Genomic DNA, 25,599 nt, shown 5'->3' with positions numbered 1-25,599 from the left:
CCTTGATGTCCTGGCCAACGTCGACCGTCCCGGCGGGTCTTGTGGCCTTATGGGTGATCGCGCCATGAGCGCCGCCCCGCGCTCGCTCGCCGCCCGCTGGCGCCGCCTGAACTGGCGCGACCGCGCGCTGCTGGGCGAGGCCTTGCTGACCGTGACCCTCGCCCGGCTGGCGATCGTGCTGCTGCCGTTTCGCCATGTCGCCCGCATCTCCGCGACCTGGCCGACGCGCCCGCCGCCGGCGGATGCCCGGGAACAGATCATCCGGGCGCGGTGGGCGATCCGTGCGGTGGCGCGCCGCATGCCGTTTCGCGCCATGTGCCTCGAACAGGGACTGTCGGCTCGGGTGATCCTGCACCGGCGCGGCGTGCCGACTACGCTTTACTACGGCGTGATGAAGGACGAGCAAGGCCAGCTAATGGCCCATCTGTGGGTGCGCTCGGACGCGATCGACGTGATCGGCACCGAGGATCTCGCACGGTTCACCCTGCTCGCCACCTTTCCTCCGGTCGGACCGGGGTCGCCCGCCTTGGGCTCGGGCGGAGCCCGCTGAACCGCGCGACGCGCGGTTGATCAGTCCAATGTCTGCCGGAAGCGCTTCACCGCGATGACCATGGCGACGAGCATGATCACACTGAGGCCGAGAATGTTCTGCGCTAGATCGGCAGACGTCGCGCCCTTCAGCAGGATGCCCCGCACCATTCGCAGATAATGGGTCAGCGGCAGCGTCTCGGCGACCCATTGCGCCCAGGTCGGCATGCCGGCGAAGGGAAACATGAAGCCCGACAGCAGGATATTGGGCAGAAAGTACATAAAGGTCATCTGCACCGCCTGCAGCTGGTTCTGCGCCAGCGTGGAGAACGTGTAGCCGATGGAGAGGTTGGTGAGGATGAACAGGCCGGTCAGGACGGTGAGGAGCGCCAGATTGCCGACGACGGGAACGTCGAACAGCAGCACCGCCGCACCAAGGATCATCGCCGCCTGCAGCGCCCCGACCATCACATAGGGTGCGATCTTGCCCACCATGATCTCCACCGGTCGGATCGGCATGGCGAGCAGCGTCTCCATCGTTCCGCGCTCGATCTCCCGCGTCACCGACAGGGCCGTGAAGATCAGCATGGTCATGGTGAGGATGGTGCCGAGCAGGCCCGGCACGATGTTGAGCTGGGTGACGGCGGCCGGGTTGTAGCGCGGATGGGTGCGGAACTCGAAGGGCGACGGGGTTTTCTCCAGCCCGCTGCCTTCGGGTGCGTCATCGAGGTTGAAGCGCTCGCGCCGGACCGAGGTTTCCACCAATTGCCCCAGGGCCGCCAGCGCGCTGGTCGAGGCGACGGGATCGGTGGCGTCCGCCGAGACAAGCAGGGATGGGCTCTCCCCGCGCCGTACCGCGCGCTCGAAGCCAGCTGGGATTTCCACCACGAACAGCACCTGGCCCGAGCGGAGCAGATGCTCGGCCTCGGCCTCGTTCACGGGGTGATGGGTGATTGAAAAGTACTTGGTGTTCTCGATAGCGGCGAGGATCGAGCGGGTCAGCGACGACTGGTCATAGGCGAGCACGGCGGTCGGCAGGTGCCGCGGCGTTGTGTTGATGGCGTAGCCGAAGAGGATCAGCTGCAGCAGCGGAATCGACACCATCGCCGCGAAGGAGACCCGGTCCCGCATCAGCTGGATGAATTCCTTGCGTATCATCGCGCCGATACGGCGCAGGGAACCCGCCACGCCGTTCACCGCAGGCCATCCCTTGAGCGGTTGATGAGGTCGATGAACACATCTTCCAGGCTGGGGCTGTCCGGGCGCCAGACAAGCTCCTCCCGCGTCGAAAAGCGGGCGATAGCGAGCTCCAGCGCCGCCCGGTCGCGTCCGCCGACATGCACGCTGGTGCCGAAGGGGGCGACAAGCTCGATGCCGGGCTGCTGCATCAGCTCACGCGCCAGCGCCGCCGGGTCCGGACCGGTCACGCGCCACATGTGCAGCGCCGAGCGGGCGACAACCTCCTCGACCGTGCCCTGCGCCAGCAATTCGCCATAGGCGATATAGGCGATCTCGTGGCAGCGCTCGGCCTCGTCCATGTAGTGGGTGGAAACGAGAACGGTGACGCCGCCAGCCGCAAGGTCATGGATCTGCGTCCAGAACTCGCGCCGTGCCTTGGGATCGACGCCGGCGGTCGGCTCGTCAAGCAGCAGCAGCTGGGGACTGGGCAGGATGCAGGCGCCGAGGGCGAGCCGCTGCTTCCAGCCGCCGGAAAGTTCGCCGGCCAGCTGCAGCTCGCGCCCATCCAGCCCGAGAGAGACGATCGCATCGGCCGCCGCCGCCTCGGCATCGGGCACGCCATAGATGCGGGCGATGAATTCGAGGTTCTCCCGCACCGAGAGGTCGGCATAGAGGCTGAATTTCTGCGTCATATAGCCGACATGTCGGCGAATGGCGCGGCCCTGGGTCAGGATGTCCATGCCAAGGCAGGTGCCCTGCCCCTGGTCCGGCGTCAGCAAGCCGCACAGCATGCGGATGGTGGTGGTCTTGCCCGAGCCGTTGGGGCCGAGAAAGCCATAGATCTGCCCACGCTTCACGCGCATGGAGAGATCGCGGACCACGCGGTTGGCGCCAAAGCTCTTGCTCAACCCCTGAACATCGATGGCGTAGTCGACGCCGCGAGCGGGCCCGGGCTCCGGCGCCCTCCCCTCCACACGCTCCAGTCGGGCGCTCATGGCGCAATCTCGACCGTGACCGGCTGTCCGGGGCGCAGCTTCGAGGGATCGCGCGGCTTGGCTTCCATCATGAATACCAGCTTGGAGCGCTCATCCAGGCTGTAGATGACCGGCGGCGTGTACTCGGCGCTGGCGGCGATGTAGCTGACGGTAGCCTCGATCTCTTCGGCACAGCCATCGCAGCTCACCGTCACGGCGGTGCCGAGCTGGAATTGCGGCAGGGCCGGCTCCGGCACGAAGAAGCGCACCTTGATCAATTCCGGCGGCAGGATCGACGCCACCGGCCTCCCGGCCGGCACGAGTTCACCCGTGCGGAAATACAGCGTCTCCACCGTGCCGCTGACGGGCGAGAACATGCGCCGCCGGTCCAGCCGCACCTGCGCAGCTGCCAGGCTGGCTCGGGCGGCATCAACCGATTTTTCCGCCGCAGCGATCTGATCATCGCGGCCCGCGAGCTTGGCGGCTTCGATCTCATGGCGCGCCTGCTCCAGCGTGGCTTCGTTCTGGTTGTAGGTCTGCTGCGCCGAATCCAGGGCCGCCTGCGATGCCACCTGCTTGGACTGCAGGTCCTTCTGACGGTCGAGCTCGAGTCGGGAAAGCTCCAGCGCCGCAGCGGCCCGCCTCTCGCTCGCCTCCAGAATCGCCACTTCCGCTGGGCGCTTGGCCGCCGCCTTGACGTTGGCAAGCTCAGAGAGCGCCTGGCCAAGGGCGGCTTCGGCCGACTTCAGGTCGGCCAGCTGCAAATCCTCGTCGATGGTGAAGAGCGGCATGCCCTTCGTCACCCGCGCACCATCTTCGACCTTGAGATCGACGATGCGCCCGGCCTCATCCGGCCCGACAAAGATGAAATCGGCCTCCGCATAGCCCTGATACCCGCCCGGCGCGGAAACGACGAAAAGAGCGGCAAGAGAAAACAGAACCAGGGTCAGAATGACGACGACGATATTGGTCGGCAAGCGAAAGCGCGGCGTCATCATACCCCCAACAACAAAGCCCGCGAGAACCTCCCTCGCTGTCAGGCCGACGCCCCTCGCCCAACCACGCCTCTAAAGCAGTATTGCGTGCAGGCATGTCTTGCACCGACGCGCCGAGGGTGGGAGCTTTTCCATACGATCAGATTTTTTTCCGCTTTTCCAGCGCACGCATCGGTCGGATGCTTCAATACGCTAACTCCGATCAAAAATAGTCACTGACCGTCGCCCATTCTTCCGGTGTATGCGATGTTCTGTTCCGGCTTCTTGGCCCGGAAAATGCTTTTATGAACGTTCCATGCATCGCCGGGGGGCAAAAGATGCCAAATCTAGCTATTTTCTTGCCGGGACTTTTTGCCGGATCCTGGATCTGGTCGGCCCAGATCGAAATAATGCGAAACAATGGCTTTGAGCCAATCGTATTCGACGATCCATTTGTCAAATTTGGCAAGAATTACGGTACGGTTCCCAGGCTGATCGATTTTGTGAAGGAGGCTTTGCTTCCGCATAAGTCGCGGGAGATGATGGTATTTGGAAACTCTATGGGTGGCTATATCGGCCTCGCCCTGGCAAGTGATCCGAATTTCAACGTAAAACAGGCCTTTGTCAGCGGGTGCCCGGGCGCGGGGGAAAATGTGACCCTCGGCCTCGGCGTGACCCGCATCCTCTCGATGGACTATGCCCACAAAATATCGCGCGAGCTTTTCCACGACCCGTCGCGGCTCGACACCGCCATGATCGAAACGACCTTTCGCGAAATAGCCAATCGCCAGTGCTTCATGATGGGCCTTTCGATCCTGCGCTCGCTGCAAAAGATAGATGTGCGCGAGTTCATCGACAGCGTGGCGGTCGACACCCACCTGATATGGGGGGCGCATGACCGGGTGACGCCGATCGATCCCTGGCGGAAGATGGCAGCCGCCAACCCCTTCCTGCATCTGCACTCCATCGCCGATGCCGGCCATTGCCCGATGATCGAAACCCCGGAGGCCTTCAACGCGGTATTAGAGCGGGCGCTCGCAAAGCCGCAGACCACGCCGTCTCGCCTGGGTGAACTGGAAGCGCGACCGGTTCCGTGAGCTCCAGCGCCGCGCGCGAGAATCTCACCCAGTGAAGGCCACTTCCTGCTTTTCAAAGCGCTGCGAGCCAAAGTCCTGATGGTGGTTGCAGAAATACTGCCGGGCGATCTCGGCCACCAGACGGGCACGGGTCACATGCGAGCCGGGAATTTTCTTGTCGATCCAGGCGTCCGGGACGGTGAGCACCATTCCGGTTTCCAGTCGACACAGAATCATCCGCAATTCCTCGCCTTCCATCACGCTCTCCGCCCCTCAGCCATGCGAAGCCTCGCTATAGGATGAGGCGCGGGGCAGATTCAACCCTGTGCTTCACGGCCGCGACACGGCCGGGAATCGCCCATCCGGCCAGAACGGCGGGCCGCGCGGCGGAACGGCTCTTCACCGCCCGCCCAGCCCACTTCCGCGCGGGTACAGGACTGCGAATCGGCCCCCAATTTGACGTCATCGTCCCGCGAGCGGGGAAGATCGCCAAAAAGCTCGCCCATTGTGGCCCACGCGCAACAGTGCGAACCGTGCCTTCCAAGCCCTTATCCACGCAACGCTTTTCTGCGAAGCCCCTCATCCCAGGGTTGCATCCGCCGGACTGCGTCACGTCAGGTTCCTTTCAGGGCATTTCGATTGTCGTTGCGGTAACTATCTACGGGGCCAGATGTGCTATGCAGTGGTAGGGTCGTTCTGTGGCACTCAGTGTCCTGGAGGTCGAGGGGCTATGATGCGTATTTTTTCTTCGATACTGGTGGCGGGCGCCGTGTCGCTCGGAGCCGTTAGCGGCGCTTCGGCGTTGACCAATGATATCTGCCATGCGCCGGGGAAGCAGCCGGTGGGCAAGCTGACGGCGACCGAAGGGTCGGTGCTCATCCAGCGGGGCGATGGTTATGAGCGCGCCGTGACCGGCACCGAGCTCAAGGCCGGCGACAAGATCACCGTGATCGGCGATGGCAACGCGGAGTTCGCCTACATCACCGGCAAGCAATTGGCGGTCGCCCGTTCGTCCACCGCGACGGTATGCGCCACCGAATCGGCGACGGGCGCGCTGGCGTATGTCGAGCCGGTGGGCTCCGTCCCTGGGGTGAACCCGCTGCCTGGTTTTGTTCCGCAAGACAATGCTCCCCTTATCACCTTCGGCATGCTCGGTGTTGGTGCTGGCATTGGCGCGGCGATTTCGACTACACAGAGTAACAACCGAACCATCATCTTCCCGGTCAGCCCCTGATCTCAAGGGCTCCCCTCTCGCTGGCTGCGGAGGGTACACGGACGTGTGGTGCCGAACTCTGATTGATTCAAATGAAAGCCCACCCATACAGATGGGTGGGTTTTCTATTTTGTGGCTACACTGGGTGGCCGCTGCGGATCCAGCAGCCGTCGTCTTGCGCGGGTCGCTGCGTGTCGTTGGTCCTTCGTGAACATCATTGTACCAATCTGGACCGGGGTCGATTTGTAGCCCTAGGGCCGCCATGAGGCTAGACCGGCGACGAGATCGTCGGTGATGGCGAGGGACATGCCGTCCTCGACTTCGGCTATGACCGGAAGATGACGGTTGCGAGTTCGACGATCGAGACGGTCCGGGTGCCCGACTGCGGCCAGCAGACGCTGGATTCGAGCGGCGTCAAGCCGGCTTCGGGTGGCACTGGTGAGACGGGCGCACTGGCTTATGTGTCCGACGCAGGCTTAGGCGCCCCCCGACGAGCTGCGCCAGTGCAACTTTTGCTGGTAGGAGTTCTGTAGCTGGAGTTCCTGCTGCTGGTCGTTTTGGGGGTTTGCAAACCCTTCACTAGCGATTGCCGCCGGCATCGGGGCGGGCGCCGCCATGGCGGGTGTTGTTGCAACCACCCAAAACAATAAGATCAAGACCATCATTTTCCCGGTCAGACCGTGATTTGACCGGCTAGCGTTTGCGGACAGGATGAGGAACGGCGAGGTTTTCGCCCCCGTGTCACTCTCCTCCGGCGCAGATCGTGTCCGCGTTTACCCTTCCATCGCGGGCGGCCCATGGCCGCCCGCTCGTTTGTCCAGCAAGGAGCCTTTCCGTTCGCTCCCACCACGATTTCTCCGCCGCAGCCATCCGGCGCCACCCGCGCCCCGGCTCTTCGCCGCTTGACCGCGCGCGCCCGGCGATGGAGCATCGGACCGCTCCGACCGCACGCCATTCCAGAACAAGACGGCGGAGCGGGAGGATCGCATGCCTGCACGCCCCGGCGCGGCCATCGCCGCCTGCCTGCTTTTCCTGATGCCCTCAGCCTTGGCCGACCCCTCCGGCGACCCGGCCGCGGTCAGCTCCGACGCCGGGGAATACAGCGACAAGCAGGGCAACCCGACCTACAAGATCGACAAGGACGGCACGGTCGATTGGTACACGGCGATCGGCTACATCCGCTATACCGCGAACTGCATGCAGTGCCATGGCCCGGACGGGCTCGGCTCCAGCTTCGCGCCCGCGCTGACCGATGCCTTGCAGAACCTCAACTACAGCCAGTTCCTCGACACCATCACCAACGGCAAGCAGAATGTCAGCACCAGCCAGGATCTGGTGATGCCGGCCTTCGGCAAAAACCCGAATGTGATGTGCTTCGTCGACGCCATCTTCGTCTATCTCAGGGCGCGCTCGGATGGCGCGCTCGGGCGGGGGCAACCGGCAAAAAGCGCGCCACGGCCGGAGGGCTATAGTGCGACCGAGGATGCCTGCCTCGGTTAGCGGCAGCTGCCTTCGGTAGCGCGATGCCGTGATTGGCGCGATAGTGGGCGCCCCTCTCCATGCGAATCGGCAGGATCCGGTGCCGATCACACCGCTCCATCGTGATGCGTGATGAGCAAAGGCTGCCTCTCGACGCCCTCACCGCCGGCGGGCCGGGTGATGGCGCCCGCTTTCCTCGCCGCCGCGCATGAGTCGCCGATGAGCCTTGAGCGTCCCGCCTCCAATCTCTTCTACCAGACCCGCCTGCGCCGGCCGACGCTCGCGCGTGGCAAGGGCGTCTATCTCTGGGACAGCGAGGGAAAGCGCTATCTCGATGGTTCCAGCGGGGCGATGGTTTCCAATATCGGCCATTCCAACCCGGCCGTGCTCGACGCCATGCGCCGTCAGATGGAGCTTTCCACCTTCGGCTACCGGCTGCATTTCGAGAACGAACCGGCCGAACGCCTCGCAACCCGCATTGCCGGCCGCATGCCGGAAGGGCTCGACCGGGTGTTCTTCGTGTCCGGTGGTTCAGAGGCGGTGGAGAGCGCACTCAAGCTCGCCCGGCAATATGCGGTGGCGCGCGGCCAGGCCGAGCGCTGGAAGGTGATCTCGCGCTTTCCCTCCTATCACGGCTCGACGCTGGGGGCGCTGGCCGTCACCGGCATGTCGCTGATGAGCGCGCCCTTCGCGCCAATGCTGCGGGAGATGCCGAAAATACCGGCCCCGACCTGCTATCTCGACCGCGACGGGCTCAGCCTCCAAGAGCGTGGCCTGCGCTATGCCCACATGCTGCGCGAGGAAATCCTGCGTCAGGGGCCGGAAACCGTCCTCGCCTTCATCATGGAGCCGGTCGGTGGCGCGTCCACCGGCGCGCTGGTGGCGCCGGATGGCTATTACGCCGCCATCCGCGCCATCTGCGACGAGTTCGGCCTGCTGCTGATCTGCGACGAGGTGATGAGCGGAGCCGGCCGCACCGGGCGCTATCTCGCCAGCGAGCACTGGAACCTTCGTCCCGACATCGTGGCGCTCTCAAAGGGCTTCGGCGCCGGCTATGCCCCGCTCGGCGCCATGGTCGCGGACCGCATCCTCGCCGAGACAGTTATCGACCATGGCGGCTTCATTCATGGCCACACCTATGCCGGCAACCCGCTGGCATGCGCCGCCGGCCTCGCCGTGCTGGAGGAAATCGACCGGCTGGGCCTCATCGAGGCCGCCGAGCGACAGGGGACCGCGCTGAAGACCCGGCTGGAAGAGCTGATGGCGCGCTTCCCCTTCATCGGCGACGTACGCGGCAAGGGGCTGCTGCTGGCCTTCGAGCTGGTAGCGGACCGCGAATCGATGGCCCCGCTGCCGCCGCAGCTTAATGCCCATCTGCGCCTCGTCGACCTCGCCTATGAGGCGGGGCTGATCATCTACTCCCGTCGCACGCGAGGGGGGCGAATCGGCGATCATTTCATGGTGTGCCCACCATTGATCGTCACCGATGAACAGATCGACGAGATCATGGACAAGCTCGGTGCGTCACTGGAAAACTTCGCGACCGAGGCGAAACTGCCTATGGGAGCCGGCTGATGAGCCGTCCGGTCATTCTTACCTGCGCGGTAACCGGTTCGATCCACACGCCGTCGATGAGCCCCTATCTGCCGATCACGCCCGAACAGATCGCCGACCAGGCGATCGAGGCGGCGGAGGCCGGCGCGGCGATCCTGCACCTGCACGCCCGCGATCCCGCCACCGGCATGCCCTCGGCTGACCCCGCCCTGTTCGAGGAGATCGTCGCCCGTATCCGCGCCCGCAGCGATGCGGTGCTGAACCTGTCGACCGGCGGCTCCTCGCGCATGACGCTCGACCACCGGCTGGCCGCCGCCCGGCTGATCGAGCCGGAAATGTGCTCGCTGAACATGGGTTCGATGAATTTCGGCCTGTTCCCGCTCGCCGACCGCTATGAGTGGAGCCATGACTGGGAGCGCGGCTTTCTCGAGGCCACGCGCTCGGTCATCTTCCGCAACAGCTTCGAGGATATCGAGACCATTCTGGCCGACATCGGCGCGGCGCGCGGCGCCCGCTTCGAGCTGGAATGCTACGATGTCGGCCACCTGCAGACCGTTGCCTTCTATCTCAGGCAGGGCCTGCTGAAGCCGCCGGTGTTCCTGCAGTTCGTGCTCGGCGTGCTGGGCGGTATCGATGCCGCGCCGGAGCAGCTCATGCACATGAAGGCGACCGCCGACCGGCTGCTCGGCGCCGACTACCACTTCTCCGTGCTCGCCGCCGGCCGCCAGCAAATGCCGCTCGGCACCATGGGCGTCATCCTCGGCGGCAATGTCCGCGTCGGACTTGAGGACAACCTCGCCATCGCCCGCGGCGAACTCGCCACCTCGAATGCCGAGCAGGTGCGCAAGATGGCGCGGATCATCGAGGAACTCGGCTACCGCCTCGCCACCCCCGACGAGGTGCGCGCCCGGCTGGCGCTGAAGGGTCCGCCGCCCCTCGCCAGCAAGGATGCCACGCCATGAAGGTGATGTTCGATGCCGCGCAGAAGCGGCACTATCCCGGCTTCTTCCTGACCAGCGGCGCCCGCGCGCCCAACCCGGAGACGCCCGCCCGCGCCGACATCCTGCACGACGCCGCACGCGCCGCCGGCCTGACGCCGGAAGTGCCGCCTGATCTCGGCCTCGCGCCGGCGGCAGCCATCCACACACCGGAATATCTTTCCTTCCTGAAAGGCATCTTCGCGCGCTGGCAGCGGATCGAAGGGGCCTCGGAAGAGGTGATCCCGAACATCCACCCCGACCGGCGCGGCAGCGCCTATCCGCTCTCCGCCGTCGGGCAGGCCGGCTATCACATGGCGGACACGTCCTGCCCGATCGGGACGGAGACCTACGCCGCCGCGCTGCGCAGCGCCCATGCCGCCGCCCATGCGGCGCATCGCGTGATGGAGGGCGAGAGCGCCGCCTATGCACTCTGCCGCCCACCCGGCCACCATGCCTTCAAGGATCTGGCCGGCGGCTTCTGCTACCTCAACAATTCCGCCATCGCCGCGCAGGTGCTGCGCGCCAACACGCCCCGCGTCGCCATCCTCGATATCGATGTGCATCACGGCAACGGCACGCAGGGCGTGTTCTACGACCGGGCGGATGTGCTCACCGTTTCGCTTCATGCAGACCCGGCCCGCTTCTACCCCTTCTTCTGGGGCCATGACGATGAGCGCGGCGAAGGGCCGGGCCTCGGCTATAATTTCAACCTGCCGCTGGCCCGAAAGACCGGCGACGAAGGCTTTCTTGCCGCGCTCGACCGCGCTTTGTCGCGCATCGCCGCCTTCTGTCCGGGCGCGCTCGTCATCGCGCTCGGGCTCGACGCCTATGAGGGCGACCCGTTCGCCGGGCTCAGCGTCTCGACGCCCGGCTTCCGGCGCATCGGCGAGCAGATCGGCCAGCTCGGCCTGCCGACCGTTCTGGTGCAGGAAGGCGGCTATGTCTGCGACGGGCTCGGAGGCAACCTGATCGCCTTTCTCGACGGCTTTGGCGCGACCCATCGCGTGGCATCGGGGGCAGGCTAGTGAGGGCGATGGAAGATGTGGAGGCCCCGACGATCCGGCCGATCGAGCGGGACGACCTCGCCGCCGTGGCCGACATGATCGCGCAGCTGGCTGACCATGTCCGGCCAGGCTTCACACCGGGCGCCGATGCGGCGAGCCTGGAGCGCTATGGGCCGACTGGGCTCGGCCTGTTCGAGGCTGTTATCGCCACCCGGCCGAGGGGCCCGGTCGGGCTGTGCCTCTACACCTATGCCTTTTCCGGTTGGCGCGGCCGGCCGGGGGTGTTCGTCGAGGACCTTTATGTGGCGCCGGCCGAGCGCGGCAGCGGGCTGGGGCGCGCGCTCCTTGCCGCCGTCATCGCCCGCGAGGCGCCGAAGGGCTGCAGCTTCATCAAGCTGCATGTCGACAAAGCCAATGCCGGCGCACAGGCCTTCTATGCGCGGCTCGGCTTCGTGCCGGAAGCGCATGACGACACGCTCACCCTCGAAGAAGAGGGCTTGCGCGCGATCAGCGCGCCGGTCTGAAGGCGCCCGTCAGTTCCGCAGCCCCGGCGCTTCCTGCCCGGTGCGCGCGACATATTCGATATAGCCGCCGCCATATTGATGGATGCCGTCCGGCGTCAGTTCCAACACGCGGTTCGACAGAGCGGCGAGGAAGTGTCGGTCATGGCTGACGAAGAGCATCGTGCCCTCATAGTCGGCGAGGGCGGCGATCAGCATTTCCTTGGTGGCAATGTCGAGATGGTTGGTCGGCTCGTCGAGCACCAGGAAGTTCGGCGGGTCATAGAGCATGCGGGCCATGGCGAGGCGCGCCTTCTCGCCACCTGAGAGCACACGGCACTTCTTCTCCACATCGTCGCCGGAGAAGCCGAAGCAGCCGAGCAGCGAGCGCAGGGAGCCCTGCCCCGCCTGCGGAAAGGCGTCTTCCAGCGTCTCGAACACGGTGCGCTCGCCGTCCAGCACCTCCATGGCGTGCTGCGCGAAATAGGCCATCTTCACGCTGCCACCGACTGACACGCTGCCATCGTCCGGCGCGGTCTCGCCCGCCACCAGCTTGAGCAGGGTCGACTTGCCGGCGCCGTTCACGCCCATCACGCACCAGCGCTCGCGCCGGCGCACATGGAAGTCCAGCCCGTCATAGATGCGCCGGGTGCCATAGCTCTTGTGGACGTTCTTCAAGCTGGCCACGTCCTCGCCCGAGCGCGGCGGCGGCTGGAACTCGAAGGCCACCGTCTGGCGCCGGCGAGGCGGCTCGACACGCTCGATCTTGTCGAGCTTCTTCACCCGGCTCTGCACCTGCGCGGCATGGGAGGCGCGCGCCTTGAAGCGCTCGATGAAGGCGACCTCCTTGGCCAGCATGGCCTGCTGGCGTTCGAACTGCGCCTGCTGCTGCTTCTCAGCCAAAGCGCGCTGCTGAGCATAGAACTCGTAATCGCCGGAATAGGAGGTGAGCGAACCGGCGTCGATCTCCACGACCTTGTTGACGATCCGGTTCATGAAGGCGCGATCATGGGAGGTCATCATCAGCGCGCCGTCGAAATTCTTCAGGAACGCTTCCAGCCAGATCAGGCTCTCAATGTCGAGATGGTTCGAGGGCTCGTCGAGCAGCATCACGTCGGGGCGCATGAGCAGGATGCGGCCGAGCGCGACGCGCATCTTCCATCCGCCGGAGAGACGGCCGACATCGCCCTCCATCATTTCCTGGGTGAAGCCGAGCCCGGCCAGGACCTCGCTCGCCCGGCCCTCCAGCGAATAGCCGTCGAGTTCCTCGAAGCGGGCCTGGACCTCGCCATAGCGTTCGATGATGGCATCCATCTCGTCGGCGCGGTCGGGGTCGACCATGGCGGCCTCGAGCGCCCGCAATTCGGCGGAAATGACGCTGATCGGCCCAGCGCCGTCCATTACCTCGGCGAGCACCGACTTGCCGGCCATGTCACCGACGTCCTGGCTGAAATAGCCGATGGTGATGCCGCGATCGGTGGATACCTGCCCCTCGTCAGGCGCCTCTTCGCCGGTGATCAGGCGAAAAAGCGTGGTCTTGCCAGCGCCATTGGGACCGACGAGGCCCACCTTCTCGCCCTTCAGCAGCGTCGCCGACGCTTCGATGAAGACGAGTTGCTTGCCGTTCTGCTTGCCGATGGAATCGAGCCGGATCATGCGCGCGGGAGGTCCTGAAGAGAAGCTCCCGCGCGTTTAAGCCATTCCCGGCTCCGGAGGAAGGGCCGGCGCCTTCGTCATACCGCGCTGCGGCGATCAGACCGCCGACACGCGCCAGATGCAGTCGCCGACATCATCGACGCACAGAAGCCCGCCGCGCTTGTCGACGATCACCCCCACCGGGCGTCCCAGCGCCTTGCCGTCGACGCGGAAGCCGCCGAGGATTTCCTCCGGCGGCCCGGCCGGCTTGCCGTCCTTGAACGGCACGAAGATGACCCGGTAGCCGGAGGGCGGGTTGCGATTCCAAGAGCCGTGCTGGCCGATGAAGGCGCCATGGGTGAAGCGCGCGCCGAAGCGGTCGTCATCGACGAAGGTGAGGCCGAGCGAGGCGGTGTGCGAGCCCAGCGCGTAATCCGGCTTGAGCGAGGCCGCGACAAGGTCCGGCCGCTGGGGCTTCACCCGCTCGTCGACGATCTTGTCGTAGTAGCAATAGGGCCAGCCATAGAAGGCGCCGTCCTTCACCGAGGTCATATAGTCCGGCACCAGATCGTCGCCGATCTCGTCGCGCTCGTTGACGCTGGTCCACAACTCGCCGGTGACGGGGTTCCAGTCCATGCCGACCGGATTGCGCAGGCCGCCGGCGAAGACGCGCCGCGTCCCGGTGGCGATGTCGACCTCCAGGATGGCCGCGCGGTCGACCTCCTCCTCCATGCCGAACTCGGCAACGTTGGAGTTGGAACCGACGCCGACATAGAGCTTGGTGCCTTCCTTGTTGGCGACAAGGCTCTTGGTCCAGTGGTGATTGCGGCCGGAAGGCAGGTCGCAGATCTTCACCGGGGGCGCGTCGATGCGGGTGGCGCCGGGAACATAGGGAAAGCGCACCAGCGAATCCGCGTTCGCCACATAGAGCTGGTCACCTACCAGCGCCATGCCGAAGGGCGAGTACAGATTCTCCAGGAACGGCACCTTGATCTCGGCCACCCCGTCACCATCGGCGTCGCGCAGCAGGGTGATGCGGTTGGCGCTCTTCACGCCGGCGCCGGCGCGCACCATGACGAAGCCCATCGCCCACCAGCGCAGGCTGAAAATGCCCGCCGGCCAGCGCGGGCCGGCGGTCTCGGCGACGAGAATGTCGCCATTGGGCAATTCATAGACCCAGCGCGGATGATCGAGATTCTCGGCGAAGAAGCTGACCTTGAAGCCCGGCGCGGGCGTCGGCTTCTGGCCCGGTCCCCAGCCGATGGCCGGGGCGATCTTCATGATGGGAATGAGTGTCGGCTTGGGCTTGGGAAGCTTGGGCAGGTCGCCATAGCCGGCTTCCTCGGCAAGGGCGGGAGCCTTGCGCAGATCGGTGAGGAAATGCACGACGCCCGTGATGCAGGCACCCAGAAAGCCGCTGATCTTTACGTAATTGGCCATGACTGGCTCCGGCACAGGGGGGATGCGCCATCTCAGCCCGGAAAGACGCGCCAGCGCAATACCTTCCTTGGGTTATCCTCCTTCGGGCACCCCCTCTCCCTGCGTCACCATTGGAAACTCGAGCACCTGTCGCAACCCGACCGGCATGTTCTCCAGTTTCAGGGTACCGCCACTGCGTGTGACGATCTGCTCGGCGATAGCGAGGCCCAGCCCCGCCCCTGGGGTGGGAGCGCCGCGCGCGGGATCGACACGAAAGAAGGGCTCGAACACGCGGGGAAGCAGTTCCTCAGGAATGCCGGGACCGGCATCCTCGATCAGCATCTGCACCCTGCCGTCCCGGCTGGTCATGCTGACTGTCGCCGCACGGCCATGGGTGGCAGCATTGATGAACAGGTTGCGCATGGCACGGCGGAGCGCCTCCGGTCGCGCACGGATCAAGGCCGGGCAGGTCCGCGCCACCGCCACGGCATAGCCGATCTCCCGCAGTTCCTCCGCCGTGTCGGCCACCATCGCCTCAAGCCGCAGCGGCTCGCCGCTGCCTTCCTCCACCTCCTCGCGCACCAGCCGGATGGCGCTGTCGGCGATCCGGTCGAGTTCGTCGAGATCCTCGATGAATGCCGCCCGCTCCTCTTCGCCGAGGAACTCGGCGCGCAGGCGCATGCGCGTCATCGGCGTGCGCAGATCGTGCCCAGCCGCCGCCACCAGCCGCATGCGGCTTTCCATCACCTGTCGCAGCCGTGTCGCCAGTTGGTTGATAGCGCGCGCCGCAGCGCGCACCTCGGCGGGTCCTTTCTCGGCAACCGGATCAACATCGCTGCAGGGCGTGATGGCATCGGCGGTCCGTTGCAGCAGCGCCAGCGGCTCCGTCATCCGCCGCACGGCGATCACCATCACCAACGTCACCCCCAGCGCGACCAGAAGTATCCAGCCAACCAGCGCCCACGCATTGTCCGGCCCCGGCAACGGAAGGGCCATCGGCACAATGAGCCAGCGCCCGTCGGAGAGCGGAGCCGAGATAACCGGCCAATCCAGATCCGGCGGCTCGCTGATGAGAACGTGCAACGCCCGCCCGCGACGCGCGAGGGCCCCGTTGATCGCGTCGGTGACGGGCTCGATCCGGTGCCCGCCGGCCGGAGCGCCGGCGATGCGGCCATAGGGGCCTTCCTGCACAGCATCCTGCGTGCGCTCGGCAAGATCGACCAGCAGGCCGATCTGAACCGCCGCCGCATCGTCCACCCGGCCGAAATCGGGAGGGGTGAGCATGAGGAAGGACAGCCCGGTCGCCACGATGAGCACGCCCAGGACGGAACCGACCAGAAGTGCGGTGAGCTTGGTGCGAATGGTGTTCACGAGGAGGCGGTGTCCGCGCCAGCTGCGGGCTCGACCCGCGCGGCAAGCTGGTAGCCACCATTGCGCAAGGTCTTGATAATCTGGAAGTTTCCGGCATCGCCCAGCTTACGACGCAGCCGGCTGATGAGCACGTCCACCGAACGGTCGAAGCCGGCCGAGGCGCGGCCATGGGTGATGTCCAGAAGCTGCTCGCGCGACAGCATGCGCCCGGGCCGCTCCAGAAGGGCGAGCAGAAGGTCGAACTCGGCGCCGGTAAGCACGATTTCCTCGCCCTCCGGATCCCAAAGCTGGCGACTGGTCGGATCGGCGACAAAACCGTTGAAACGCAGGCGTATAGCCGGTGCGGCGGGGGTCGCGTCACGCGGCGACAGGCGCCGCAGCACGGCGCGGATGCGGGCCACCAGCTCACGCGGATTGAACGGCTTGCCGAGATAATCGTCGGCGCCGATCTCCAGACCGATGATGCGATCCACGTCTTCCTTCAGTGCGGTGAGGAGGATGATCGGGACGGTGGAGCGCGTTCGGATCGTCCGGCACAGGTCGAGGCCGGACACGTCAGGCAGCATCAGGTCGAGCACCACCAGGTCGATCCGGCCCTCGGTGAGGCGGCGTTCCGCCTCCTTGCCGTCGGCCGCCAGCGACACGCGAAAATTCTGCTCGACGAGATAGCGCCCGAGCAGCTTGCGGATTTGCTGGTCGTCATCGACCACGAGTATGTGGGGGCCACCGCCCGCTTCCGAACCGCGCATATCATTCATGCCGCCGCTATACGCGCCCAACCTCGACGCTGCCGAAGAATTTTGCAAACCAGCATTGCTGTCCCGGTACGCGCAACGCCTGGAAACAATTCTGGCGCATTTTCCCGGCTACGGGAAACAGGGCGGCAATGCCGGTTCGCGGAAAATGGAGCGTTCGCGGGAAGCGGATGGCTGGAGTGCGCCCGGCCCTTGCTCAGGTTTCGAGAGCGTGCATATGATACCTCAATTGGACTAAACAAACCTCTCCCGCTGGCTTGTCCATCTACTTCATGCACAGCCTGCTTGGACGGCTGAACGCCAACATCATCTATCTCTTCGACTGGTCGCACAGCTATTATTTCGGAGGGGTGTCTGGGCTCGGCGGCGACGTGGAGACGACGGGGCGGCGACTTCACGGTATCTGCGCGGACCTCCAGTCGCGTCGGGTGCTCTGCCTTGGCCAGTCCGCCGGCGGCTTCGGCGCGCTCCATTACGGCCTGAAGCTCGGCGCCGACGGCATTGTGACCTTCAGCCCCAAAATCCTTCCGGTGGTGGCGGGACGGACGCGGGACCGCATCGGCACCAGGATCGGACGTCCCTTGACCGAGGACGAGACCAATCTCCGGCACCAGATCGCCAGCGCCGAGCGGGCACCTCATATCGAGATCGTCTACGGCACTGAGAACGTCGCGGACGTGGCGTCGGCGCGGCATCTCTCCGGCTTGCCGCGTGTCGTCGAGCGGCCGCTCCAAGGCGTCAGCAACCATGGAACGATACAGGAAACCGTGAGCAGCAACACATTCGGCACACTGATCGACGGGTTGGTCCAGTCGTCCGGCTCAGGGGCCTGGGGAGGACGGGATCAGGCGTCGATCAGCGACAGCCAGTAGGTCATCGCCGGTCCCATCCGTTCCACTTCGGCACCATGGGCGAGCGGGCGCTTGTTGGCTTCGAGAAACGGCCGGCGGACTATGTCGGCCCTCACCGTCGCCGGCTGGCCAGCCGCATCGCGGGTGTCGATGAAGCGCTGGACCAGATAGGTCCGGTACGCCATGCGCGCGCGGATCGCGCCGGCGACGCGTGCGATTGCCTCGCCGGCCGTGCCCCGCCAGGACTGCGAGTCCTTGTGAACGACAACCTCGTCGCCCTGCGGAATGATGAAGAAGATTCCGGTTCCCAGAGCGCCATCGGAGCGCTTCACCACGATCGGGCCACGGGCCAGTCCCTGGGCGAGTTGTGCCTCGACCCGCTCGGCGACGAGCACCGCTTCGGGAATCAGGTGCGGCACAAGGTGGGGATAGGCGGCCAGTAGCGCGGTCATTTCGTGCTTGTCGAAGCCGTCAAAGCCGAGAAGCCGGGTTCTCGCCTGCAGCCAGTTCTCGACGACGCGATGCTCGGGCCGGGTCACCGGCGCCGCCGCGACGACAAGCGGCGGCACACCTATCTCCACGCCCGTCCAGGCCCCTGCCACGAACTCATTGGCCCTTATCCGCCCGGTGGAAACGTCGCAATCGGCACTACGGGCCAGGACCACCCTGACACCCCGCAGCGCCGCCTCGCCGAGAAGGGCTCGGATCCGGATCGGCGAGAGGGATTCGTGAAGGGTCGCCTTATGCCCGAGCAGGAGGATTGTAGGGGTATCCGGCCTATCGTGCTCCATCCGCAGCAACGACGTTCTAGCCGGTAGCGAGATAGCGGTGAACTCCTGCCCGGCGCTCCGGTGCCCGATTATTTTCAAGGATGAAGAAGGACTTTGCCCCTTTCGCCAAGCCCGGCTCCCGGGGCGGCCAAGCACGCTGTCGCGCCGGAACCAAATGGTGCCCTGGTGATTGATGGGTGGGGGTGAGCATGGAACATCTGTCATTGCCGACTTGGCTGCTGGGCGTGTGGGATCGCCTGCGCTCCAGCTTCTGGTTCCTGCCCTCGACGATGGCGGCGGGCGCTGCCGCGCTCTCTTTCGCCCTGGTGTGGGTCGACACCTCGCTGGACGACGGAGTGATCGAGCGCCTGGGCTGGCTCTACGGCTTCGGGCCGGAAGGCGCGCGCGCCGTGCTCTCGGCGGTCGCGGGCTCGATGATCACGGTGGCCGGCCTCACCTTCTCAATGACCATGCTGACGCTTCAGCTTGCCTCGTCGCAGTTCGGTCCCCGGCTGCTGCGCAGCTTCATGAGCGATCGGGGCAACCAGCTGGTGCTCGGCACCTTCACCAGCACGTTCCTGTACTGCCTGCTGGTCCTGCGTACCGTGCGGGGCACCGAGGAATCGAGCTTCGTCCCGCATATCTCCGTCACCTTCGGCGTGGTGCTGGCAACGCTTAGCCTTGCCGTGCTCATCTATTTCATCCACCACATCGCCAACTCGATCCGCATCGAGACGGTGCTGGCCGAGCTGGCACGGGAGACGCAGGCCGCGATCGACCGGCTTTATCCCACCCAGCTGGGGCAGGAGCCGAACCCGCGTGACGCCCATGCCCCGGCCGGGCTGCTACGGGAGCTGGCGGCGGATTCGAACGCCGTTTTTATCCCCGGAAGCGGCTATGTGCAGCGCCTCGACGAAGCGGCGCTGATGCGCATCGCCATCGAACACGATCTCATAGTGAGCGTCGACGCTCCGCCGGGTCGGTTTGTCACCGAACGGGACGCGCTTCTGCGGGCCGCTCCCCGCGCCCGCGCGCCCGACGAGGTCCTCGACCTATTGCGCGAGGCGTTCGTGGTGGGAGTGGACCGCACGCCGACGCAGGACCTGCATTTCTCGCTGCGCCGGTTCGTCGAGATTGCCCAGCGCGCGCTCTCGCCCGGCATCAACGACCCGACGACCGCGCTCTACTGCATTGACAGGCTGGCGCAGGCGCTGTGCGCGCTGGCCGAACGGGAATTGCCCTCGCCGGTGCGGGCGGACGAGGACGGGCACCTGCGCGTGATCACGCCGGTGAGCTCGCTGCAGGAGTTCGCCTGCCCTGCTCTCGCGGCGATCGCGCGCTATGGGATGAACGATCCGGACGTGGTGCGCCAGCTCGTGGCCGCGACGGCGGAGCTGGGCGCCAAGGCCGGTCCCGGTGCGCGAGAGGCCTTGCGGGCGCTTGGCAGCGCGATCGAGGCGGAGAGCCGGACCACGCTCAGATCATTCGATGGAGGGCGTGGCTAAGCTGCTTCCCCGCCAGTCCGCGTGCCGGGATGCCCGACGCCGCCTCAGTTGACCAGCGGGCCGATGGCCAGGGCTTCGGTGATGAAGCAGAATCCGTCCGACTCGATCGCCTCGGCAGCGGCGGCATGGCCGGCGAAGCGCTGCGCCGGAAGGCGGCGGAAATCCTCCCAATAGCCGGTGTCGTCGATGCGCGGCAGGACGGCGGCGGTCTCCACCGGGAGAATCGCCCAGATCTTCGAGCGGACATTGCCGCGCTTGACCCAGTTCATGATCGCCCATTCGTCTTTCAAGCCCGACACTCCTTCCATTGCGACGCTGTCCCGCTCAGTCCTGCATATAGGCGGGCAGCCATGTCGAGAGCCCCGGCACCGCGATCAGCACAAGCGTGAACGCCAGCGTGATGATGAAGAACGGCATGTTGGCCCGGAACACCTGCCATTGGTCGACCTTGGCGATGCGGGCGGTGATGATGAGCGACATCGCCACCGGCGGCGTGATCTGGCCGATCACCACCGCCATGATCATCAGCACGCCGAAATGGGTGAGGTCGATCCCGTAGGCCAGCAGCGCCGGCATCAGCACCGGCACCAGCACGGGGATCAGCGGGTCGATGAACATGCCGGCGATAACGGCTATAATCATCATCGCCAGCAGGCGCATGAACACGCTGTCGCCGATGGTGAGAAGGTCGATGAGGCCGGTGAAGGCCTGCGGCACATGGGCGGCCGACAGGGCGCTGCCGAGCGCCACCGACAAGGCGACAATGCCCAGCAGTTCGCCGGTCATCTGCACCGCGGCCACGGTGGCGCGGTAGAGGCCCTTGAGGTTGAGCGTGCGATAGATCGCGCAGGAGACGAAGGCGGCATAGAACGCCCCGAACGCGCCGGCCTCCGACGGGGTGAAGGCGCCGACCACCAGCCCGCCAATGATCAGCCCCGGCATGCCGAGCGCGAAGGCGGCGGCAAGGCCGGTCTTCCACACCTCCCGCAGGGAGAAGCGGCCATAGGTGGGATAGCCGTGCCGCCGCGCCAGCCACGCAATGGTGAGCATGAAGACGAGGCCCAGCAGCAGGCCGGGAATGAGGCCGGCCAGAAACAGCGCGCTGAGCGAGGTGCCGGTGACCGCGCTGTAGAGAATGGCCGGCGAAGACGGTGGGATCAGCGGCCCGACGCCGGAGGACGATGCGGTGACGGCGGAGGCCAAAGCGCCGGAATAGCCATGCCGCTTCATCGCCGGGATCATCACCGATCCGGTGCCGGCAAGATCGGCCGCCGACGAGCCCACCATGCCGCCGAAGAAGATGCTGGTCAGCACGTCCACCTGCGCCAACCCGCCCTTGGTCCAGCCGATCAGCGAGCGGGCGAAGTCGAACAGGCGCACGGCGATGCCGCCGGAGTTCATCAGGCTGCCGGCATAGACGAACAGCGGCAGCGCCAGCAGCGTGTAGCTGGACATTCCCGCCACCATGGTCTGCGGCAGCGACAGGCCCCACTGGCCGCTGAGATAAAGCAGCAGCGCAACCGCCGTCAGCAGCGCCGCGATCATCGGCACGCCGAGCACGAGGAGGCAGAGCAGAATGCCGATGGCAATCAGGGCGCCGGTCATCGTGCCGCCCCCTCCTCGGAGACCGGCGCGGCGCGCGGGGCGCGCAGGCTGCGCAGGAAATCCACCAGGAAGGCAAGGGCGAGCAACACCGAGCCGATGACCATCGCCGAGACGAACCAGCCCTTCGGGATCTTGAGGTAGATCGTCTTGTCGCCGCCGAACAGCGCGAAATAATCCAACGAGAAGAAGGCGAGATAGGCGAAGGAGGCCGCCGAGAGCAGATCGGCGAAGGCATTGATGAGGCGGCGGACCCGCTCCGGCAGGCGATTGGCGAAATGGGTGATGCGGATGATCTCCCGCCGGCGCACCGACAGGAACATGCCGATCATGGTGAGCCAGGGAACAAGCGCGATCACGATCTCATCCGCCCAGATGATGCCGGAATTGAAGAGGTAGCGCAGCGAGCCATTGGTGAAGACGAGAAGGGTGATGACCGCCAGCGTCGCCGCCCCGAGCGCGCCGGCAATGCCGTTGATCCAGGCGTCGAGGCCCCGTTCGTTCTGTCCGAGCTCGACCTCGAATTCGGCCTCCTCCAACTGGCGGCGGAGGTCTTCGTCGATGGGGGTGGGCTGGGCGGGCAAGGACATCGCATCCGTTCCTGAGAGAAGACGCCCGGCGGCGCGACATGCGGCCGGACGCCACTGATGCGCGGGGCCGGGTGCCGCTACTTGACGGCCTTCAGCAGGTCGGCGGCGTAGGTGCCACCGGCGATGGCGCCGATCTGTTCGTAGAGCGGCTGCGAGGCGGCGACGAACGAGGCGCGATCGATCTCGATGATCTCGTTCTTGCCGGCCGCCTTCAGCTTGGCCAGGAGCTCGACATCCTTCACCGCGCCGAGTTCGCGGATCTCCTTGGCGGATTCCAGCGCGGCTTCCTTCAGCATCGCCTTCTGTTCGTCGGGGAGAGCGGCGAACTTGCGGGCGTTCATCACGAAGGTGACGGGCGTGTAGACGTGGTTGGAGATCGAGATGTAGGGCTGGACCTCGTTGAGCGAGCGCTCGACGATGTCGTTCAGCGGGTTCTCCTGCCCGTCGATGGTCTTGTTCTGCAGGGCGAGGAACACCTCGCCGAAGTTCATGTTGACCGGGGTCGCGCCGAGGGTCTTGAAGGTCAGCATGCGGGTTTCGCTGCCCGGCACGCGGATCTTCATCCCCTTGAAATCGGCCGGGGTCTTGATCGGCCGGACGCTGTTGGTGATCTGGCGGAAGCCGATTTCACCGAAAGCCAGCACTTCGAGGCCGGCCTTCTCGCGCATGGAAGCGGCAAGCTCCTGCCCGAACGGGCCGTCGAGCGCCTTGGCCACCGCCGCGCGGTCGGCGAAGATGAACGGCATGTCGAACACCGCCCATACCGGGTCGAGGGTCACGGCGTCCGAGCCGAGCGGCGTCATGTCGATCTGGCCGGTGCGCACCTGCTGCATGTGGACGACTTCGTCGCCGATGGTGGCATTGTCGAACAGCTCATAGGTGAACTGGTCGCCAAGCTTGGCCTTCATCTTGTCGGCGATCTTCTGCGCCATGACGGTATCGAAGCCGCCGGCCGGCGACGGGCTGGCGATCTTAAGATGCAGCGGCTGGGCACTCGCGGGGGCGGTGAAGAGGGCCGCGCCGAGAGCGAGGGCTGCGAGCACGGCACTGGACGTGAGGCGGCGTGTCATTACTCAGTCTCCTGCGTTGGCCCGTCAGGCGCTGACGAGCGTTTCCTTGAGGACATCCCTGTCGAGCGTGACGCCGAAGCCTGGCGCGGCCGGTATGGCGATCCGTCCGTTCACCGCCCGAGGCGGGTCGACGAACATCTGCTCCTCCACCTGCTCGGTGCCGAGGTGGATTTCCGCCAGCGTGCCGTTTCGAAACCCGGCGACGTGATGAACGCACCACACGCCGCCGCCACCGGCGTCGGACAAGGGCTTGTTGTAGATCTGGGAGAGATGAGCGACCCGGCGGGTCTCGGTCATCCCGCCATTATACATGCTGTTCGGCATGAAGATGTCGATCGCGTCATGCTCGATCCATTCGCGGAAGCGCAGCGAATGCCCATCCATCTGCCCGGCGGAGAGCGGGATGCTGGTGCGCTTACGCATATTGCCGAGATCGCGGGCATCGACACGCTGCAGGGGGTCCTCGAACCAGGCGATGTTATAGGGCTCAATCATCTTGGCGATGCGCAGCGCTTCTTCCGCCCGCAGGCTCTCATTGGCGTCGACCGCAAGCAGGATGTCCTCGCCCACCGCCTCGCGGACGGCGGCGACGCGGCGGGCATCTGCGACCAGGCCCCGGCCGGTGCCGACCAGCATCTTCAGGCGCGTATGCCCCTTGCCGATCAGTATCCGCGCCATCTCGATCAGGTGCTCGGTCTCGAAGGCACCGAAGCCATAGGTGACATAGGCGTCGGCATAATCCTTGGCGCCGCCGAGCATCTGGGCAACGGTCTGGTTGCTGGCCTTGCCGATCACGTCCCAGAGCGCGAGGTCGACGCAGGACAGGCCGGCCAGGTTGATGCCGGTCATCGCGCCGCGCTCGGAGATCAGCGGCTGCAGCCGGGCGTGGATCTTCTCAAGATCGCGCGGGTCCATGCCGATGATCGCCGGGCCGAGATGCTTCTCAACGATCGCCGCCACCCCGTGCCAGAGGAAGCGCGACGCCATGCCGACGCCGACATGCCCTTCGTCGGTCTCGATCTCGCAGATGATGCGGAAATCATCCTCGATCGGCTTGTTGATCAGCGGCACCGAATTCTTGAACCGATGCACGCTGACGCGCACGTCCTTGATCTGCAAAACCTGCTCTCCAGTGACTCATGAGCTTCAGCGCGGCCACGGCCCGGGCTGCCGGGCGCAAGACGAAGCGCTTGCGTCACCTACCCGGCGCTGACGGCGAAAGGCATTGACCTAAGGGAGCACCGCCTCGAACCGCACAAAACCCGCGCGTTCTAGGTCCAGCGGCGACACTTGCTCGCGGCCGATGAGCGTTCCGATCTGCCGAGCGGACATCTCAAGCATGGCGACACCTCTCTTGTGTCGCTGATTTTGGAGAACGATGCCGCTTCGTCAAGTATAAATACTGATACCCTGACCCATCACATTAAATTTGTGCAGTTGTCTATTTTATGGACATAGACTTGTTTCATATCTTGGCAATTAGACCACTAGTTCTTATAAAGCAACAATGAAAACTCCGAACGCCATAACGTTCAGAGCCTGACACATTGAAGATGAGAATAATTTGATCTTGTGGACTTATTACTTGAAATACACGCCCGGCATCCGGCGGGCCGATCCGCCGCACCGAGACATGAGGTGGGCAGCGTGCCGTCTTGCAGGCTATCAATAAAATATATTTATTCGCTGCATTGCATTGGATGGATCTATCCTACGCGCTCCGCTCATCGAGCGAGCCGGTTGTCCAGCAACTGGCCGTAGCCGGGGCGCGCTCCCTGGATGCCGGTGATCTCGAGGCAATGCCAGAAGGACGCCTGAACCGCCGAAATCACCGGCTTGCCGAGCGCCGTCTCCAGGGCCGCGATCACGCCGACCGAGCGGAAATTGGTGCAGCTGATGAAGATCGCGGTAGCATCGGGATGGTCGACCGAGCAGACGAGGTCATAGACCTTCTCCAGCGGCACCTCCGCCAGGGCGTGGTCCTCGTCGATACCAAGATTGCCGTGCCGCAGCACCGGATGGCCATTGGAGCCGAGGAAGTTGATCGCGCGCTGGTGGATGGCATCGACATAGGGCGTCGCCAGCGCCACCGGGCCGGCCTTCACCGCCGCCAGCGCCGCCAGCGAGGCGGTGGACGCGGTCGTCACCCGCGGGCCGGGCGCCCAGCCTTCCATGCGCGCGATCAGCGCCTTGTCATAGGCGGTGCCATAGACGAAGGAGGCGCTGGTGCCGCCGAAGCACAGCGCGTCAATGGGCGCCGAGCCGACCAGGCGGGCGGACTGCTCAAGCTCCGGCGCGGTCATCATCGCGTCGATCCCTTCGAGCGTGACCTTGGGCAGGCGCAGGCGCGTGGTGTGCACGGCAAGACCGGGCGCCGCCATCGCGGCCATCTCCGCATCCATCACCACGCTGGAGGCGATATAGATAAGACCGATGCGCCCGAGTGTAGCGTAGCCGTCATAGGCGAAAGTGGGGCTCGCTTCGGCTCCAGAAAGTCTCGTCATCGCGGCGCTGCCCGTCCATCATTCAGTGCAAAGGAGATAAATCATTCTTTAGACGATACTTCTTTT

The 25,599-nt window shown here is 65.4% G+C and carries 25 protein-coding genes; 10 read left to right on the top strand and 15 right to left on the bottom strand.

Features of this window, described 5'->3' with window-relative positions; genetic code table 11:
• Nucleotides 1-64 precede the first annotated feature (64 nt).
• Nucleotides 65-550, top strand: coding sequence for a lasso peptide biosynthesis B2 protein (locus BLO63_RS11595; RefSeq protein WP_244517836.1), 486 nt, complete (start codon nt 65-67; stop codon nt 548-550).
• A 20-nt stretch (nt 551-570) separates the two neighbouring features.
• On the opposite strand, the gene BLO63_RS11590 is transcribed toward BLO63_RS11595, so the two are convergent.
• The 3 genes from BLO63_RS11590 to BLO63_RS11580 are packed head-to-tail and all read right to left on the bottom strand — an operon-like array spanning nt 571 to nt 3,679.
• Nucleotides 571-1,686 (bottom strand): ABC transporter permease, encoded by a 1,116-nt coding sequence (locus BLO63_RS11590; protein ID WP_244517867.1) that lies wholly within the window; start codon nt 1,684-1,686, stop codon nt 571-573.
• A gap of 35 nt (nt 1,687-1,721) precedes the next feature.
• A complete protein-coding gene (locus BLO63_RS11585; protein ID WP_091440550.1) occupies nt 1,722-2,702 on the bottom strand; it encodes an ABC transporter ATP-binding protein in 981 nt (326 codons plus the stop codon).
• A complete protein-coding gene (locus BLO63_RS11580) occupies nt 2,699-3,679 on the bottom strand; it encodes an HlyD family secretion protein (protein ID WP_091440549.1) in 981 nt (326 codons plus the stop codon). Before BLO63_RS11580 ends, BLO63_RS11585 begins: the two co-directional genes overlap by 4 nt.
• Before the next feature lie 281 nt (nt 3,680-3,960).
• Between BLO63_RS11580 and BLO63_RS11575 the strand changes: the two genes are divergently transcribed.
• Nucleotides 3,961-4,752, top strand: a complete 792-nt coding sequence (locus tag BLO63_RS11575; protein WP_143007071.1) for an alpha/beta fold hydrolase — start codon at nt 3,961-3,963, stop codon at nt 4,750-4,752.
• A 24-nt stretch (nt 4,753-4,776) separates the two neighbouring features.
• Here BLO63_RS11575 and BLO63_RS11570 read toward each other — a convergent pair whose 3' ends face one another.
• Nucleotides 4,777-4,989, bottom strand: coding sequence for a hypothetical protein (locus tag BLO63_RS11570; RefSeq protein ID WP_091440545.1), 213 nt, complete (start codon nt 4,987-4,989; stop codon nt 4,777-4,779).
• Between the two features lie 472 nt (nt 4,990-5,461).
• Here BLO63_RS11570 and BLO63_RS11565 point away from each other — a divergent pair, with 472 nt between their 5' ends.
• From BLO63_RS11565 to BLO63_RS11535, 6 genes are all read left to right on the top strand, one after another.
• The gene (locus tag BLO63_RS11565; RefSeq protein WP_143007070.1) at nt 5,462-5,965 is read left to right on the top strand and encodes a hypothetical protein; all 504 of its coding nucleotides are present in this window, start codon (nt 5,462-5,464) and stop codon (nt 5,963-5,965) included.
• A 966-nt stretch (nt 5,966-6,931) separates the two neighbouring features.
• Nucleotides 6,932-7,444: a c-type cytochrome, methanol metabolism-related gene (locus tag BLO63_RS11555; RefSeq protein ID WP_091440541.1), complete on the top strand. Its 513-nt coding sequence runs from the start codon at nt 6,932-6,934 to the stop codon at nt 7,442-7,444.
• A 198-nt stretch (nt 7,445-7,642) separates the two neighbouring features.
• Complete coding sequence (locus tag BLO63_RS11550; protein ID WP_091441409.1) at nt 7,643-8,998, top strand: aminotransferase family protein; 1,356 nt, start codon at nt 7,643-7,645, stop codon at nt 8,996-8,998.
• Complete coding sequence (gene kce, locus BLO63_RS11545; protein WP_091440539.1) at nt 8,998-9,939, top strand: 3,5-dioxohexanoate:acetyl-CoA acetone transferase; 942 nt, start codon at nt 8,998-9,000, stop codon at nt 9,937-9,939. The genes BLO63_RS11550 and kce overlap by 1 nt, the downstream gene beginning before the upstream one ends.
• On the top strand, nt 9,936-10,982 hold the full coding sequence (locus BLO63_RS11540; RefSeq protein WP_091440538.1) for a histone deacetylase family protein: 1,047 nt from the start codon (nt 9,936-9,938) through the stop codon (nt 10,980-10,982). The genes kce and BLO63_RS11540 overlap by 4 nt, the downstream gene beginning before the upstream one ends.
• An 8-nt stretch (nt 10,983-10,990) precedes the next feature.
• Nucleotides 10,991-11,485, top strand: a complete 495-nt coding sequence (locus BLO63_RS11535; RefSeq protein WP_091440536.1) for a GNAT family N-acetyltransferase — start codon at nt 10,991-10,993, stop codon at nt 11,483-11,485.
• Nucleotides 11,486-11,494: 9 nt separating this feature from the next.
• Here the strand turns inward: BLO63_RS11535 and BLO63_RS11530 are convergent, their stop codons facing one another.
• The 4 genes from BLO63_RS11530 to BLO63_RS11515 form a co-directional block, all read right to left on the bottom strand.
• Nucleotides 11,495-13,117 carry an ABC-F family ATP-binding cassette domain-containing protein gene (locus BLO63_RS11530; RefSeq protein WP_091440535.1) on the bottom strand — a complete coding sequence of 541 codons (1,623 nt, stop codon included), beginning with the start codon at nt 13,115-13,117 and terminating at the stop codon, nt 11,495-11,497.
• A gap of 96 nt (nt 13,118-13,213) precedes the next feature.
• Entirely contained in the window at nt 13,214-14,536 is a 1,323-nt protein-coding gene (locus tag BLO63_RS11525; protein ID WP_091440533.1) for a PQQ-dependent sugar dehydrogenase, read from the bottom strand.
• A gap of 72 nt (nt 14,537-14,608) precedes the next feature.
• Entirely contained in the window at nt 14,609-15,886 is a 1,278-nt protein-coding gene (locus BLO63_RS11520; protein WP_091440532.1) for an ATP-binding protein, read from the bottom strand.
• Complete coding sequence (locus BLO63_RS11515) at nt 15,883-16,644, bottom strand: response regulator (protein ID WP_244517835.1); 762 nt, start codon at nt 16,642-16,644, stop codon at nt 15,883-15,885. Before BLO63_RS11515 ends, BLO63_RS11520 begins: the two co-directional genes overlap by 4 nt.
• A 254-nt stretch (nt 16,645-16,898) precedes the next feature.
• On the opposite strand from BLO63_RS11515, the gene BLO63_RS11510 reads away from it, so the two are divergent.
• The gene (locus BLO63_RS11510) at nt 16,899-17,513 is read left to right on the top strand and encodes a hypothetical protein (RefSeq protein ID WP_244517834.1); all 615 of its coding nucleotides are present in this window, start codon (nt 16,899-16,901) and stop codon (nt 17,511-17,513) included.
• On the opposite strand, the gene BLO63_RS11505 is transcribed toward BLO63_RS11510, so the two are convergent.
• Nucleotides 17,486-18,061 carry a YheC/YheD family protein gene (locus BLO63_RS11505; protein WP_091440531.1) on the bottom strand — a complete coding sequence of 192 codons (576 nt, stop codon included), beginning with the start codon at nt 18,059-18,061 and terminating at the stop codon, nt 17,486-17,488. The genes BLO63_RS11510 and BLO63_RS11505 overlap by 28 nt on opposite strands.
• Nucleotides 18,062-18,471: 410 nt before the next feature.
• Between BLO63_RS11505 and BLO63_RS11500 the strand changes: the two genes are divergently transcribed.
• On the top strand, nt 18,472-19,767 hold the full coding sequence (locus BLO63_RS11500) for a DUF2254 domain-containing protein (protein ID WP_091440529.1): 1,296 nt from the start codon (nt 18,472-18,474) through the stop codon (nt 19,765-19,767).
• Between the two features lie 44 nt (nt 19,768-19,811).
• Here the strand turns inward: BLO63_RS11500 and BLO63_RS11495 are convergent, their stop codons facing one another.
• From BLO63_RS11495 to BLO63_RS11470, 6 genes are all read right to left on the bottom strand, one after another.
• Nucleotides 19,812-20,066, bottom strand: coding sequence for a hypothetical protein (locus tag BLO63_RS11495; protein ID WP_244517833.1), 255 nt, complete (start codon nt 20,064-20,066; stop codon nt 19,812-19,814).
• Nucleotides 20,067-20,091: 25 nt separating this feature from the next.
• Nucleotides 20,092-21,372, bottom strand: coding sequence for a TRAP transporter large permease (locus tag BLO63_RS11490; protein ID WP_091440526.1), 1,281 nt, complete (start codon nt 21,370-21,372; stop codon nt 20,092-20,094).
• The gene (locus BLO63_RS11485) at nt 21,369-21,959 is read right to left on the bottom strand and encodes a TRAP transporter small permease (protein WP_091440524.1); all 591 of its coding nucleotides are present in this window, start codon (nt 21,957-21,959) and stop codon (nt 21,369-21,371) included. Before BLO63_RS11485 ends, BLO63_RS11490 begins: the two co-directional genes overlap by 4 nt.
• Nucleotides 21,960-22,036: 77 nt before the next feature.
• Nucleotides 22,037-23,029 carry a TRAP transporter substrate-binding protein gene (locus tag BLO63_RS11480; RefSeq protein WP_091440522.1) on the bottom strand — a complete coding sequence of 331 codons (993 nt, stop codon included), beginning with the start codon at nt 23,027-23,029 and terminating at the stop codon, nt 22,037-22,039.
• Nucleotides 23,030-23,053: 24 nt separating this feature from the next.
• Entirely contained in the window at nt 23,054-24,148 is a 1,095-nt protein-coding gene (locus tag BLO63_RS11475) for a mandelate racemase/muconate lactonizing enzyme family protein (RefSeq protein ID WP_091440520.1), read from the bottom strand.
• Nucleotides 24,149-24,753: 605 nt separating this feature from the next.
• On the bottom strand, nt 24,754-25,533 hold the full coding sequence (locus tag BLO63_RS11470) for a maleate cis-trans isomerase family protein (protein WP_091440519.1): 780 nt from the start codon (nt 25,531-25,533) through the stop codon (nt 24,754-24,756).
• Nucleotides 25,534-25,599 lie beyond the last annotated feature (66 nt).

The organism is Ancylobacter rudongensis (genome assembly GCF_900100155.1).
Taxonomy (GTDB): Bacteria; Pseudomonadota; Alphaproteobacteria; order Rhizobiales; family Xanthobacteraceae; genus Ancylobacter; species Ancylobacter rudongensis.
Note: the sequence above shows the minus strand (reverse complement) of the source record. Positions and strands in the feature narration are given on the sequence as shown.